The organism is Humidesulfovibrio idahonensis (genome assembly GCF_054657715.1).
Genome location: NZ_BAAHYE010000002.1, coordinates 823097 through 836438, shown reverse-complemented (window position 1 = coordinate 836438; position 13342 = coordinate 823097). Strand labels below are relative to the sequence as shown.

The window sequence follows — 13342 nt, the reverse complement described above, 5'->3', positions numbered from 1 at the left end:
CTCATCCTGATGGAGATATAGCCCGGAGGATGAACTTTAGCAACCGTTTGAATCGGCTATCCGCCGCAGCGCGCCTCGAACTGGCGCAGACGCTCGGCATAGGGCGGGTGGCCGAAGAACGCTGAGCCGGACACCAGGACATCGGCTCCGGCGGCCGTCAGCTCCGCACAGTTTTCAAGGGTCACGCCGCCGTCCACCTGAATGAGCGTCTCGGCCCCGGCCGCGCGGATCATGGCCTTGAGCTCGCGCACCTTGTCCATGCAGAAGCCGATGAACTTCTGCCCGCCGAAGCCGGGGTTCACGCTCATGATGAGCACCATGGACAGCTGGGGCAGCAGGTAGCGCACGGACTCGAGGGACGTGGCGGGATTGAGGGCCACGGCGGGCTTGCACCCGGCCTGGGCGATGGCCGCGCAGGTGCGCTCCAGGTGGTTGGTGGCCTCGGCGTGGATGCAGATGAGGTCCGCGCCGGCCTTGGCGAAGTCGTCGATGTAGCGGCCCGGCTCGTCGATCATCAGGTGGCAGTCGAAGAAGAGCGTGCTGGTCTTGCGCATGGCCTTGATGACCGGCGGACCGAAGGTGATGTTCGGCACGAAGCTGCCGTCCATGACATCCAGGTGCGCCCACTTGATTCCGGCGGATTCAAGCGCGGCGAGTTCGTCGGCAAGACGGGCGAAATCCGCGGAAAGCAGCGAGGGCGAAAGAATCATGACGGGCTCCTTTGCTCTGCAGTGGGCACGGCCTACTCGGCCTGGTCGCCCATCTGGAAGTCGACCTTGATTTTGAACAACTTGCTGGCGGGCAGGTTCATGATGGGCACGCCGGTCTTGGCGGTGATGCCGTTCAGGGTCGCCTCGATGTCCTCGGTCGTGGGCGCGATGAGCGCGAACCAGACGTTGAACTTGTGCGCGCGCAGGTAGTTGTGCGTCACGCCGGGGTGCTTGTTCACCTCGGTCACAAAGGCGTCCAGCTTGTCCTGGGGCACCTCGGCGCCGCACAGGGTGGACTTCCAGCCCAGCTCGCGGGAGCCGAAGTTCGCGCCCATGCGGCGGATGACGCCCTCGCCCTTGAGCCTGCGCACGCGCGCCAGCACCTCGGCCTCGGTGAGCCCCACCTGCTCGCCCACAACGGCGTACGGGCGCGGGTCGATGGGAAAGCTCGACTGGATGATGTCGAGGATCTGCTTGTCGTAATCGTCCATATTGGGCACTTCCCTCTGCTTGGGCGCGGCGGTATTGCTCCGCAAGCCCTTGGTGTTTCTGCCGCGCCGGGCCGGTCAGGCCAGGCGGACGGCGTCGCCGGGGCGCACGGGACCGCCGGTCAGAACCTTGGCGAAGACGCCTTCCTTGGGCATGACGCAGGTGCCCACGGCCTGCATGATGGCGCAGCTGTGGCCGTGGCATTCCTTGCCGATCTGCGTCACCTCGAGCACGGCCGTCTCCCCGACGCGGATGCGCATGCCCGGCGCCAGTGCCAGCTCGTCCAGCCCCTGCACGTTCAGGTTCTCCGCAAAGTCGCCGGGAATGATGCTGGCGAGCTTCTGGCGCATGCGCTCCAGGCTCTCCAGGGCCAGCAGGCTCACCTGCCGACCGCTGCCGGCGTGGGCGTCGCCCTCGACGCCGGAATCATGCACCAGCATGATGGCCTCCACGGCCTGCTTCTTTTCGCCCTTGCGCTTGCTGACGCACACGGAATGCACAACCGCCATGGTCCGCCTCCTGGTGATTTCCGGAATCAGTCCTTGGCGCGCAGCTTCACCGGCGTGTGGGAGCACAGGGGCTCCTCGCGCAGGTAGTGGCCGCGCATGGTAGCCGCGCGCGCGCGGCAGCCGCCGCAGACCTTCTCGTATTCGCACACGCCGCACTTGCCGTCGTAGGCCTTGGGATTGCGCAGGTTGAGGAACTCCGGACTGCTGCGCCAAATCTCCGGGAAGGGCGTCTTGCGCACGTCGCCGCAGAAAAGGTCCAGGTAGCCGCAGGGCTGCACGATGCCCGAGTGGGAGATGAAGCAGAAGCCCACGCCGCCCAGGCAGCCCCGGCTCACGGCGTCGAGGCCGAAGGTCTCGAAGTTGACCGGGACGCCTTCCTCCTTGGCCCGCTGCCGCAAAATGCGGTGGTAGTGCGGGGCGCAGGTGGCCTTGAGCTGCATGCTGGTGGTCTTGCGGAAGTCGTAGAACCAGTTGAGCACTTCCTCGTACTCTTTGTCGCTGATGACCTGGGCGCCGAGCTCCGCCGCGCGGCCCGTGGGCACGAGCAGGAAGATGTGCCAGGCCGAAGCGCCGAGGCTCTCCGCCAGGTGGAAGATCTCCTTGAACTGGTGCAGGTTGTCCTTGGTCACCGTGGTGTTGATCTGGAACTCCATGCCCACGTTCTTCAGGTGCTCTATGCCCTGCATGGAGGCCGCGAACGCGCCTTTGACCCCGCGGAATTCGTCGTGGGCCGCGGCGTTGGGTGCATCGATGGAGATGGAGCAGCGTTCGATGCCGCAGTCCTTGATGCGCTGGGCGTTTTCAGCCGTCAGCAGCGTGCCGTTGGGAGCCATGACGCAGCGCAGGCCCTTGGCTTTCGCGTAGGGGATGAGCTCGAAGATGTCGTGGCGCATGAAGGGCTCGCCGCCGGTGAAGATGATGATGGGGCTGCCCGTGGCCGGGAAGGTGTCGATGAGGGCCTTGGCTTCCTCGGTGGAAAGCTCGCCCTCGTAGGGTTCGGGGTGCGCCTCGGCCCGGCAGTGCTTGCACGCCAGGTTGCAGGAGCGCGTCACCTCCCAGGCGATGAGCCGCAGGGGGGGCATGCCGTCCTTGCCTTCAATGTGCTGCTCGCCGGGATGCTTCCCCACGCTGCCGGGATGGCCACCGGAATGGCCACCGGGGTGCCCGCCGGGATGTCCGGCCGGATGCTGTGCTTTCGGATGTTCGCTCATGCGCTTGCGCCTATTTGTTGAGCCAGCCGAGAACGTCCTCGGCGAAGTAGGTGATGACGATGTCCGAACCGGCGCGCTTGAAGCTGGTCATCATTTCCATGACCATGCGCTGCTCGTCCACCCAGCCGTTTTGGGCCGCGGCCTTGACCATGCTGTACTCGCCGGAGACGTTGTACGCGGCGATGGGCGTGTCGAAGTTGTCGCGCAGTTGGCGGATGACGTCGAGGTAGGGCATGCCCGGCTTGACCATGAGGATGTCCGCGCCCTCGGCCAGGTCGGCCTCGGCTTCGCGCAGGGCCTCGCGGCTGTTGGCCGGGTCCATCTGATGGGTTTTGCGGTCGCCGAACTTGGGCGTGCTGTCCGCCGCCTCGCGGAAGGGGCCGTAAAAGGCCGAGGCGTACTTCACGGCGTAGCTCATGATGGGCGTGTTCATGAAGCCGTTGTCGTCCAGCATCTCGCGGATGGCCAGAATGCGGCCGTCCATCATGTCGCTGGGGGCCACCATGTCCGCGCCGGCGCGCACGTGCGACAACGCGGCTTGGGCCAGCAGGTCGATGGTGGGGTCGTTCTGGATCTCTCCGCCCTTGTGCACAATGCCGCAATGGCCGTGAGAGGTGTACTCGCACAGGCACACGTCGGTGATGATGACGAGCTCGGGGAAGCGGTCCTTCAGGCGGCGCACAGCCTCCTGAACGATGCCTTCGTCGGCGTAGGCCTGGGTGGCCAGTTCGTCCTTCACTTTCGGAATGCCGAAAAGCATCAGGCTGTTCAGCCCGTTCTTGACCGCGGCGGCCACGGTCTTCTCCAGCTCCTGCAAGGAGAGCTGGAACTGCCCGGGCATGGAGCCGATGGGCTTCTTGAAGGAGGCGTCGTCCGTCTCCACCACGAAATAGGGCATGACCAGGTCCGCGGGGCGGATCTCGTTCTCGCGCACGAGGGCGCGGATGCCGGGGTTCATGCGCAGCCGGCGGCCGCGATAGAAGTCGGAATCGAGCATGGTGTCAGCTCCTTGTTTGGAAACGGCGAAGGCCGTGAGGGGGTTCGCCGAAAATGGCGGGCAGGGCGGGCAAAGCCGTCCGGCCGCGGCCGCAAAGAACGCGGGCCCCCTTTCGGAGGCCCGCATGTCGCGTCGCTAGTCTTTTCTGATCTCGTCGTCCGTCAGGTAGCAGGCGGGGTCCTGGGCCCAGATGTCGCCGTAGTAGGCCTCGGCGCGGGCGCGGAAGTTGCCGCCGCAGATGTTCAGGAACTTGCAGGTGGCGCAACGGCCCTTCACAAAGGGCTTCTTGTCCTTCAACTTGTGCAGCAGCTCGATGTTCGGGTCGTCCCAGATCTGGGAGAACGGGCGCTCAAGCACGTTGCCGAACACATGCTGCCGCCAGAACTGGTCCGCGTGGACCTTGCCGTCCCAGGAGATGCAGCCGATGCCGCGGCCGGTGCTGTTGCCCTCGTTCATCTGCAAAAGCTCCATGACCTCGGCCGCGCGCTTGGGGTCTTCCTTCAGCATGCGGTAGTACACGTGCGGACCGTCGGCATGGTTGTCCACGGTGAGCACTTCCTTGGGCTTGCCTTCGTCGAAGAGCTTGCGGGTCTCGTCCATGATGAGATCCACCACGGCGCGGGTCTCGGCGTGGTCCAGGTCCTCTTTGATGAGTTCGGAGCCGCGGCCGGAGTACACCAGATGGTAAAAGCAGATGCGGGGCACGTCCAAATCGCGGATGATCTGGAACAGGGTGGGCACCTCGCCCTGGTTGCGCTTGTTGATGGTGAAGCGCAGGCCCACTTTGAGGCCCTCGGCCTGGCAGTTGGCCACGCCTTCCAGCGCCTTCTTGAAGGAGCCGGGCACCTTGCGGAACTTGTCGTGGATTTCCTCGCCACCGTCGAGGGAGATGCCGACGTAGGACAGGCCGACGCTTTTAAGCTCGCGGGCCTTTTCCTTGGTGATGAGCGTGCCGTTGGTGGAGATGACCGCGCGCATGCCCTTGCTGGTGGCGTGGCTGGCCAGCTCGACCAGGTCCTGGCGCACCAGGGGCTCGCCGCCGGAGAACAGCATCACCGGCGCGCCGTAGGCGGCCAGGTCGTCGATCATGGTCTTGGCCTGATCCGTGGAGATATCATCGACGCCGTTGGGATCGACGGCCTTGGCGTAGCAATGCACGCACTTGAGGTTGCAGCGCTTGGTCATGTTCCAGACCACAACGGGCTTCTTGTCCGCCGAGAACTGGAGCAGGTGCGAGGGCAGCTGCCCGGAGTGGCGGTTGTAGCGCAGGGCGTCGGAGGGCTCGACGGCCCCACAGTAAAGTTTGGAAATGCCGATCATGAAAACCTCGTTTCTTCAGAGCGTTGATATCGCGCGTATGCGCGGGAATTGCCACGAGGCCCCTCCCCTATCACATTCGCGGCCCGGAGCAAACCCGAAAAAAAGGGGCAGCCTGAGCCGCCCCCTTTATTAGGAATTATTCTTACAAATGTACAGCTAATTTGCCGGGCCATCCAGACGCACTTCCACGCGGCGGTTGCGCTGCTTGTTGGCCGGGCTGGTGTTCGGCACCAGGGGCCGCGTCTTGCCGAAGCCTTCGGTGCGCATGAGCTTGGGGTCGATGCCGCCGCGCTCCGCCAGATAGGCCTTCACGCTGGCCGCCCGGCGCTCGGAGAGCTTCTGGTTGTACTCCAGCGTGTAGTCCGAGTCCGCATGACCGGAAATGACGACACGCCGTCCCTTCAGCTCCTTGCCCTTCAGGGCCTTGGCCAGCTCGTTCAGCAGCGGGTAGGAGTTCTCGCGGATGCGCGAGGAGTCGACGTCGAACTCCACCTTGAGCTTCACGCCGTCGGTGGAGGTTATTCCGGAACGGCTCTTTCCGGCCATGCCGTTGCCGCCCCCGCCGCCGTTGCCGGAGCCGCTGGCCATGATGTTCCTGGTCATGCCCGACTCGTTGTCCGCAAAGCCGAGCTCCTCATCGGAGGGCGGCACCCAGGACTTGAGCGGCACGGCCATGTCGTGGGCGATGGAGGCGATGGCTTCCGCCAAGGGGGAGTCGGACAGGCGCGTTTCAATGGTGAACACGACCCAGTCCTGGGTGCGCTTGGCGTTCACGCGGGCGCTCTGGTCCATGGAAACCAGCAGGTTGCCGGTCTTGGTCTCATAGATGCGGATCTGCAGGGTCAGCGCGGTGCTGTCCACCGTGCCGCCGGTGATGAAGTACGGCACAATGCCCACGACCACGAGGTCGGCGCCGGAGGCGCGGGCCACGCGCACGGCCTGCTCGGGTCCGCGGTACACCAGCTCCGGATCATAGGCCAGGGTCTGAAAAACCTCCTCGCCGGTCCAGGTTTGGTGGAATATGCGCCCCACCTCCCGGCCCACCAGCATGTGGTTCTCCATCTTCTGCGCAATCCAGAAGGGATACATGAGCACCTTGGGCGAGTCGTACAACCTGGCCTTGGGCCGCACGTTCACGGCCAGCTTCGATTTCTCGACCTTCGCGTCGACGTAGACCTTGCTCTGCTGCGTTATGGAGGGCTCGACGTTGGCGCAGGCGGACAAAAGCAGCGCGGCCAGAACCGTCAATGCCAGGACGCGGAGGATATGTTTCATGGGCTACACTCGCTTTTTGGGGGGCCTTTTCCGCGCGCGTGACAAAACATCGACGCCGGCGCGGGTTCTGACCGTGTAAAGCAAGATACGTACCGGAAGGCGCGGCCGGGCAAGGCCGTCGACCGGGAACTACTGCAAAAGGCGGGTGGGCGCGGGCGTTTGGCCCATGACGCGCAGCAGTTGCTCGCGCGATTGGACCAGCCCCTTGCGCAGCATTTGGCGCTTGCCCGGATCAAGCCGCCGGAACTCCGGGGTTTCCGCCAGGGCGGCAAGGCGCAGCATTTCCTCGTGCACGGCGTCGATGCGCGCCTGCAGCTTGCGCTCCGGCGGGCACACGCGGCGCGCCGCCTCGGCCAGGGCGCGCACCTCGCCGGCAAGGCGCAGCAACCCGCCGGGATTCTGCTCCTTGGCCGCCTGGCGCGCGGAGCACAGGGCGCGCCACTTGCGGCCGAACCAGCCGAGAATGGGTCTGTCCGCCGCCATGGTCCTACCCTGCCTGCAGCATGCCCTGCAGCAGTCCGATCACAGCGGCGAGCATCATGAGGATGGGCACCAGCACCGCAAACAGCGCGGCCGAGGTGCGGGTCTTGTGCGCCACCTTGAGGCCGATGACCGTGAGCCCGATGCTCCACACGCCGCCCACAAGCGGCCCAATGGCGGGAATAACGCCCAAAAGCAGCGGCGCGGCGGAATAGCAGAGCACGCGGAAGGTGGCCTCCGCGCCGGAGTCGCCGGAGCGGATGAGCCGCAGCAGCACATGGATGATGCCGGTCACGATCATGACCCGCAGCACCAGCAGCAGCGGATAGATGAGAAAAAGCATGAGCGGCGCGGCCTGGGCCAGGCCAAGCCCCATGTCCATGACTTCCGGCTTGCCCAGGTACTCGGCGGTGGCGCCAATGCCCGCCATGCTCCACAGGTACTGGCAGACCACCATGAGCTCGGCCAGCAGGATGTGGAACGCCAGCGGCTTGGCCATGCCCGCGTGGGTGGGCATGGCGCGGAAGAACGCCACGGGGGTCATGGTCACCTGGCGGATTGTGCCCCAGATGCCGGGAAAGAAGCCGTAGCGCGGCAGATCCTCAAAGGGCACGGAGGAGCCGGTGGACGCGGGGCCTTTGTGCTCGGGATTATCCTGCGCGGCATTGGCCTGGACGTCATTGACCTGGGAATTCAGGGCCGAGGAGTCGGGAGCTGGCGCGCCCTGCTGCGCCGCCGGTACGCGCTGGTTCTGGCCGGCCGAGGCGGCATCGCCGGGCTTCTGCCCCTGCAAACGCTTCCAGGCCAAATCGGCCGCAAGGCGCTGCGCGGCCATGGGGTCCGGCTGCGAGGCCGAAAGATCCTGCCCGGAGGGGAAGCTCCCCGTGGTGTTCACGGGCGGGGGGACGGCGGCGGTGGCGCTGCCGGGCATCGTGCCCGGTGCTTTCGCCACGGCCAGGGGCTCAAGATCATCCACCACGCGGAAGCGGAACTTGTGGGCGCACTTGGGGCAGGTGGCCATCTGGGCGCGCGGGGGCACCTTGGCCTCGTCGATCTCGCGGCCATATCCGCACAGTGGGCAAAGAATCCGCATCCGTAGTCCTTGTGGAATTTTAAGGTTGGGCAACTCTTGGGAGTCTAGACTGTTCGTCCAAGGGAATCAAGCCGCCCTGCCCGCAAGCGTGGCAAGCCGCTGCACGCGACTGTACCACAAAGATAAAAATCAACCCAGCTCCGAGGGCAGCAAAAGTCCGTGCCGGGCACGCGTGGCGCGCGGCGACACGATGTCGCGCGGAACGCTGGGATATTCCACGCTCAAGGCGTGGCGCACAAGTCCGGTGCCGGCCTCGTCGAAGCCTTGCAGCTTGCGCCGAAGCTCGGCCTCGCTCTTGCGGATGCGGCTCAAATGCACAATCTCCAGGTCGAGGGCCAGCCCCTGCCTGCCGCACAGCCCGGTCAAACGCTCGTGCACGGGGTTGAAGAAACACAGCTCCTGGGTGCGGCGGAACAGCCGCAGCTGCAGATCGGGCCAGAGGCCGAAGCCCGTGAGCACACGGTCCGGCTCCGGGTACAGGGTGACGCGCGGAAACAGCCAGCCGCCCACGCCGGGCACGGCGCACAGGCGCGGCAGCGCGTCCCAGTCCAGGGACGAGAAGCCCTCGTCCGCATCCAGATAGAGCACGAAATCGCCCCGGCAGGCGGCCAGCATGAGGTTGCGCTGGGCCGAGAAATCGCGCTCCAGGCGGTGGGCCGACTGCCACACGGGAAAGTCCTGCGGCACGGGGATGTCCGGTATGGCGTCCGCGTCCCACACGATGGCGAGTTCAAAAAGCCAGTTCGGCAATTGGGCGAAGAACTGCGGCAGCCCGGGCTCGTCCGGCGAGAGGATGGCCGCGGCCGAAAGCTTGGGCAGCGGTGCGGAACTGGGCAGCGCCACCACGTCGGACCGGGTGAGCAGCAGTTCCAGAAGCCGCAGCCGGGCCTTTTCCGCGGGCGGCAGCTCTGGATTGGGCAGGACCATGAGCTGCGAAAGCTCCAGTCCGGCGCGGTCGAGCAGGAACAGCAGGGCCCAGGGCGAGGCGTCGAGCGCCAGGCGCGCCGGGCCGCAATCGCCGTTGGGCTGGCACCACAGCAGGCGCCCCTTGGTCAGCAGCAGGCGGGCCAGGCCCAGATCCTGCTCGCACACGAAAAGCGCGCCAGGCGGCAAGAGCTTGGCCAAGGCCGCGGCCACGGCCCCGGAACCGAGCCCCAGCAGCACGAGATGCGCCTTGCCCGACCGCGTGAAGGCGGCGGCGCAGCGCTCGGCCATGCGGGTGACCGCTGCGGGGGAAGGGTCGGCGGGAACCACGACGGGCGGCGCGTCCTTGAAGTCAAAAGCCAGAACCTCGGAGGCATATTCAAACAGCAGGTCCGGACCGCTCATGCGCCACCCCCATGTATCTTTCGCGCCAGGATTTCTGTGTACATTTTGCCAAGCTCCGCCGCCACGCCCTGGGCCCGGAACAGCCGCGCCGCCTTCTCGCGCCCGGCCCGGCCCATGCGCCTGGCCTCGTCAGGGTGCTCAAAGAGCCAGCGCACCGCCCCGGCGTATTCTCCGGTCGTCTGGGCCACCAGCCCGGTGACGCCCTTGTCCACAAGCTCCAGCTGCGCGTTGTCGCGCTCGCCCGGGCACGGCTGCGTCACCACGGGCAGACCGCAGGCCATGGCCTCGGCGATGACGAGCCCGAAGCTCTCCCCCGCGTCGTTGGCGTGGGCCAAGACGGAAAGCGAGCCGTAGAACGCCGCCAGCTCCGCGTCCGTCTCCAGCGGCGGCAAAAACTCCACGCACCCGCTCAGGCCATGCTCGCGCACAAAGGCCTCGGCCTCTGGAATGCCCCCCACGATGCGGCAGCGGAAGTCCGGCACGTCGCGTTGCAGCAGCGGCAGAATATTGAGCGCCAGCGGCGACCATTTGCCGGGGTCCGGCCGGGAGATGCGCCCCAGCACGGGGCCTCTGCCTTGCGGTTCGTCCGGGCAGGCGGCGGCGAAAAAATCCGTTTCCACGGGGTTGTACAAAACCCCGTAGGCGGGCCAGGCCGCGGCGATGCCCGTGTGCCGCGCAAAGCGCTCTGCACAGAAATGGGAGACGAACAGATGCGTGTCGATGACGCGGCCCGAGGGCGAAGGGTCGTACCGGCCAAAAACGTTGGTCTCGAACACGGCCACGGCGTTTTTCGCGGCGTAGTCGCGCACGGGCCGCAGGAAGTCCGGCTCCGGCCAGCCGGCCCGGTGCAGATGGATGACCTGTGGCCGGAACGTTGCCAGGGCCTTGGCAAGGGGAACGCCCACGAAGGTGGCGCTGCCGCCCGCGCGGATCTGCGCGGCGCGGGGGCCGTCGACCGGGCTGTGCACGGCGGTTTCAAAGCGCGCGGGGTCGAGATGGCGCAAAAACAGCTGGGCGACCTTCTCCGTGCCGCCCAGGCCAAGGGCCTTCAGCACATGGAGCACGCGAATGCGCGGCGCGGCGGCCTGGCTCATTGCAGACCTCCCGGCTCCGGCGCGGGCAAGACCAGGGGCGTGCCCAGCATGGTTTTGATGTCGGCGAGGAGCTTGGCGCGCAGGACGTCGGCCGCGCCCTGGTCGGCCATGGCCATGTCCAGCTGGCGGGTGTGCACCAGCAGGTAGCCCAGAATGCGCAGGCGCGCCAAAATGAAGTCGTGACGGCGGCTCTCCACCTTGGCGAAGAGATTGTCGCCGCGCAGCTTGGTCTGGAAGTCATACTGCTCCAGCACCTCGGCGATGAGCGCGGCCCGAAGGTTGCGCCGGTTCTCGTCCGCGGCGCCGCCGCTGAACTTGAAGCCCGCGTAGCTGTCGAAGCCGCCCTCGGCCAGCATGGCCTCGATGGTGGTGAAGTGGAAGCCAAAGCGCGAGTTGAGGCAGGCGTAGCGTTTGGAGATCATGAACACGTTGCGCTCGCCGAAGCCGCCGGCCGCGCCCTCGGCCAGTTCCGGGTTCATGGTGGCCTGCAGAAAGATGTTCATCATGCTGGCGTTGCTTGCGGGCGGCGGCCCGGCCCAGGGCACGGCGGTTATGCCGTCCCAGATGGCGAGCATGGGCGGGCTCACTATGTCCGAAAGATTCACGAAGCGTTCCGGCACCTCGCGCGCAAAGCCGTTGTCCAGGTTGACCACCCACCACTGCATGGGCACCTTGCACACCAGCTGCTTGCTGGCCTGGCTGGCCAGCCCGCTCTTGGAGCCGAAGTCGAACATGCCGCGCACGCTCATCTCGTGGGCGTAGCGGGTGATGTCGTGATACGTGGCGCAGGCTTCGGGCTTGAACTCCGGGGCCTCCGGGTCGGTCAGGTTCAGCGGCAGGATGAGCCGCGTGACCTCGCGCAGGGTCTCGTACACCGGGCTGCCCGCCATGACCGGCGCAGGCGCGGGCGACTGGTCGAGAAGCTCCTCCACCCGCCCCTGGTAGATGCGCCGCCCCAGGGCATCCACCGTGACGGTGCCGCCCTCGGCAAAGCGCGTGCTCGCGTCCTGCACGTCGAACAGCGCGGGCACCCCGAACTCCCGCGCGACATTGGCCAAATGCCCGGTGATGCCGCCCTGCTCCGTCACCAGGGCCGAGGCGCGGGACAACAGCGCGGCCCAGCGCGGCAGGGCCATGGGCGTCACCAGCACGCCGCCCTCGGGAAAACGCAGGGCGTCGAGCTCGTTCCTCGCCACGAACACGGGACCAGCGCCGACACCGCCGGAAGCCGTGGCCCCGCCGGCGAAAAGCACATCCGCCCCTTCGACCGCCCGGCCGGAGGGGACGGCGTCGGACGGCTGCGCCACCTGCTGCAACGGGCGGCATTGCAAAAGCTGCACGTCTCCGGCCTGGTCCACGGCCCATTCGATGTCCTGGGGGCCGCCGTAGGACTGCTCCAGCACAACGGCCAGCCGCGCCAGCTCCAGGGCCTGGGCGTCGGTGAGGGCGGCCTCGCCAGCCTGGGCGGCCTCGACGGTTTCGCGGCGCAGCCCTTCGCCCAGATCGGGCACGGTGCGCTCCGGTTTGCGCTTGATGGCCCGCTCGCGCAGGAGGAACGCGCCCTGGTCCGCGGCGGAGGAATCGTCCGGAGCGCCCGGCGCGGCGGCGGGCTTGCGCTCCACCACATAAAGATCCGTGGGCGTGGTGCCGTCCACCACGGCGGTGGGCAGCCCCCACACGGCGTTGATGAACACCGAGGCGTCGCGGGCGTCCAGTGGGTTGCGCGAGTACATGACCCCGCCCGCGCGGGCGTCCACCAGTCGCATGCAGCCCACGCACATGGCCACGTCCTCGTCGCGGATGCCCCGGTTCAGGCGGTAGGTCATGGCGTGCAGGGTGTGCTTGCTGGCGACGATTTCCTTGTAGGCGTCGAGGAGATGTTCCGGCGGCACGTTCAGGAGGCTCTTGAACTGCCCGGCAAAGGTGGTTCCGGCGGCATCCTCGCCCAGGGCGCTGCTGCGCAGCGAGACGCGCACGGGCGCGAGCGCGTTTCCGGCCTCGGCGCACAGGCGGCCGTATGCGGCGGTGATGGCGTCGGCCAGTTCCTCGGGAACGGGCGCGGCCATGATGCGTTGCTGGATGTCGGCCGAGACGCGGTAGCGCACGGCGATGGCCTCGGAGGCGTCGACCCCGGCGTTGTCCTCGGGCAGGGATTGCAGCCGGGCGTTGATCTCCGCCTGCAGGTCGCCCGCGGCCATGAAGGCCTCGTACCCGGACGCGGTGATGACGAAGCCGTCCGGCACGGGTAGGCCCAGACTGGTGCGCATGTCGGCCAGATTGGCCATTTTGCTGCCGGTCAGGTCCGCGGCGTGGCGGTCGATTTCTGAAAAATGCAGCACCAGGGGCGAGGCGTGCCGGGGCGCGCGGCGGGACAAAATTTCGTCGATGCCGGCCTGGATGGCGGCAAGGCGGGAATACAGCGTCTCATAGCGGCCGGGCTCAAGCTCGGTCAGGGCGCGCACCAGCTTGAACACGTTGACGCCCACGGCCGTGGCGCTGGCGCGCACAAAGCTCATGCCGAAGATCGTCGTGCCCTTGAGCGCTTCTTCAAGATCGCTCATTATTTCAAGTGCTTTGTTGTTGGCTTCCAGCAGGCGGGTAAAGGCCTGGGAACGGGCGACGAACAGCGCCCGCAATTCCTCATGACTGGGGGCTTGCGCTGCATTGCCGCCGGAAAGGGCCTGCATGATCCTGCCGAAGAACCCGGGTCGGTTGCCCATGTCTTTCCAATCGCAGAAAAATCCAGCCGAGACAAGCCGCGCGGGGCCGCTATCGCGTCCTGGGTGCTATTTTCTCGCCGCCAGCACGGCCCGCGCGCCAATCCCCTTGAAACCC

Annotated in this window: 12 protein-coding genes; all 12 read right to left on the bottom strand. The window is 66.7% G+C overall.

The features are described 5' to 3' along the window. Positions 1 to 56: 56 nt before the first annotated feature. The 12 genes from rpe to ACYQ4W_RS04130 all read right to left on the bottom strand — a co-directional run bounded on the left by rpe (position 57) and on the right by ACYQ4W_RS04130 (position 13227). Positions 57 to 710 carry a ribulose-phosphate 3-epimerase gene (gene rpe / locus ACYQ4W_RS04185; RefSeq protein ID WP_459853183.1) on the bottom strand — a complete coding sequence of 218 codons (654 nt, stop codon included), beginning with the start codon at positions 708 to 710 and terminating at the stop codon, positions 57 to 59. Positions 711 to 742: 32 nt separating this feature from the next. Beyond that, positions 743 to 1201 carry a siroheme decarboxylase subunit alpha gene (gene ahbA, locus ACYQ4W_RS04180; protein ID WP_459853180.1) on the bottom strand — a complete coding sequence of 153 codons (459 nt, stop codon included), beginning with the start codon at positions 1199 to 1201 and terminating at the stop codon, positions 743 to 745. A 75-nt stretch (positions 1202 to 1276) separates the two neighbouring features. Continuing rightward, positions 1277 to 1708 carry an MOSC domain-containing protein gene (locus tag ACYQ4W_RS04175; RefSeq protein ID WP_459853177.1) on the bottom strand — a complete coding sequence of 144 codons (432 nt, stop codon included), beginning with the start codon at positions 1706 to 1708 and terminating at the stop codon, positions 1277 to 1279. Positions 1709 to 1734: 26 nt separating this feature from the next. Beyond that, entirely contained in the window at positions 1735 to 2919 is a 1185-nt protein-coding gene (gene ahbD / locus ACYQ4W_RS04170; RefSeq protein WP_459853175.1) for a heme b synthase, read from the bottom strand. Positions 2920 to 2929: 10 nt separating this feature from the next. Further along, positions 2930 to 3916 carry a porphobilinogen synthase gene (gene hemB / locus ACYQ4W_RS04165; protein ID WP_459853172.1) on the bottom strand — a complete coding sequence of 329 codons (987 nt, stop codon included), beginning with the start codon at positions 3914 to 3916 and terminating at the stop codon, positions 2930 to 2932. A gap of 135 nt (positions 3917 to 4051) precedes the next feature. Beyond that, positions 4052 to 5236: a 12,18-didecarboxysiroheme deacetylase gene (gene ahbC / locus ACYQ4W_RS04160; protein WP_459853169.1), complete on the bottom strand. Its 1185-nt coding sequence runs from the start codon at positions 5234 to 5236 to the stop codon at positions 4052 to 4054. Positions 5237 to 5392: 156 nt separating this feature from the next. Next, positions 5393 to 6511, bottom strand: coding sequence for an OmpA family protein (locus ACYQ4W_RS04155; RefSeq protein ID WP_459853166.1), 1119 nt, complete (start codon positions 6509 to 6511; stop codon positions 5393 to 5395). 129 nt (positions 6512 to 6640) lie between these two features. Further along, complete coding sequence (locus ACYQ4W_RS04150; protein ID WP_459853163.1) at positions 6641 to 6994, bottom strand: hypothetical protein; 354 nt, start codon at positions 6992 to 6994, stop codon at positions 6641 to 6643. A 4-nt stretch (positions 6995 to 6998) separates the two neighbouring features. Beyond that, positions 6999 to 8084 carry a YIP1 family protein gene (locus ACYQ4W_RS04145; protein ID WP_459853160.1) on the bottom strand — a complete coding sequence of 362 codons (1086 nt, stop codon included), beginning with the start codon at positions 8082 to 8084 and terminating at the stop codon, positions 6999 to 7001. Between the two features lie 129 nt (positions 8085 to 8213). Further along, positions 8214 to 9413 (bottom strand): glycosyltransferase family protein, encoded by a 1200-nt coding sequence (locus ACYQ4W_RS04140; protein WP_459853157.1) that lies wholly within the window; start codon positions 9411 to 9413, stop codon positions 8214 to 8216. Then, positions 9410 to 10507 carry a glycosyltransferase family 4 protein gene (locus tag ACYQ4W_RS04135; protein WP_459853154.1) on the bottom strand — a complete coding sequence of 366 codons (1098 nt, stop codon included), beginning with the start codon at positions 10505 to 10507 and terminating at the stop codon, positions 9410 to 9412. The genes ACYQ4W_RS04140 and ACYQ4W_RS04135 overlap by 4 nt, the downstream gene beginning before the upstream one ends. Then, on the bottom strand, positions 10504 to 13227 hold the full coding sequence (locus ACYQ4W_RS04130; protein WP_459853151.1) for a PEP/pyruvate-binding domain-containing protein: 2724 nt from the start codon (positions 13225 to 13227) through the stop codon (positions 10504 to 10506). Before ACYQ4W_RS04130 ends, ACYQ4W_RS04135 begins: the two co-directional genes overlap by 4 nt. Between the last annotated feature and the right edge of the window lie 115 nt (positions 13228 to 13342).

Excerpts from the sequence above, each read along its gene's own strand:
- rpe (WP_459853183.1), bottom strand. The coding sequence starts at position 710 with ATGATTCTTTCGCCCTCGCTGCTTTCCGCGGATTTCGCCCGTCTTGCC.
- ahbA (WP_459853180.1), bottom strand. The coding sequence starts at position 1,201 with ATGGACGATTACGACAAGCAGATCCTCGACATCATCCAGTCGAGCTTT.
- ACYQ4W_RS04175 (WP_459853177.1), bottom strand. The coding sequence starts at position 1,708 with ATGGCGGTTGTGCATTCCGTGTGCGTCAGCAAGCGCAAGGGCGAAAAG.
- ahbD (WP_459853175.1), bottom strand. The coding sequence starts at position 2,919 with ATGAGCGAACATCCGAAAGCACAGCATCCGGCCGGACATCCCGGCGGG.
- hemB (WP_459853172.1), bottom strand. The coding sequence starts at position 3,916 with ATGCTCGATTCCGACTTCTATCGCGGCCGCCGGCTGCGCATGAACCCC.
- ahbC (WP_459853169.1), bottom strand. The coding sequence starts at position 5,236 with ATGATCGGCATTTCCAAACTTTACTGTGGGGCCGTCGAGCCCTCCGAC.
- ACYQ4W_RS04155 (WP_459853166.1), bottom strand. The coding sequence starts at position 6,511 with ATGAAACATATCCTCCGCGTCCTGGCATTGACGGTTCTGGCCGCGCTG.
- ACYQ4W_RS04150 (WP_459853163.1), bottom strand. The coding sequence starts at position 6,994 with ATGGCGGCGGACAGACCCATTCTCGGCTGGTTCGGCCGCAAGTGGCGC.
- ACYQ4W_RS04145 (WP_459853160.1), bottom strand. The coding sequence starts at position 8,084 with ATGCGGATTCTTTGCCCACTGTGCGGATATGGCCGCGAGATCGACGAG.
- ACYQ4W_RS04140 (WP_459853157.1), bottom strand. The coding sequence starts at position 9,413 with ATGAGCGGTCCGGACCTGCTGTTTGAATATGCCTCCGAGGTTCTGGCT.
- ACYQ4W_RS04135 (WP_459853154.1), bottom strand. The coding sequence starts at position 10,507 with ATGAGCCAGGCCGCCGCGCCGCGCATTCGCGTGCTCCATGTGCTGAAG.
- ACYQ4W_RS04130 (WP_459853151.1), bottom strand. The coding sequence starts at position 13,227 with ATGGGCAACCGACCCGGGTTCTTCGGCAGGATCATGCAGGCCCTTTCC.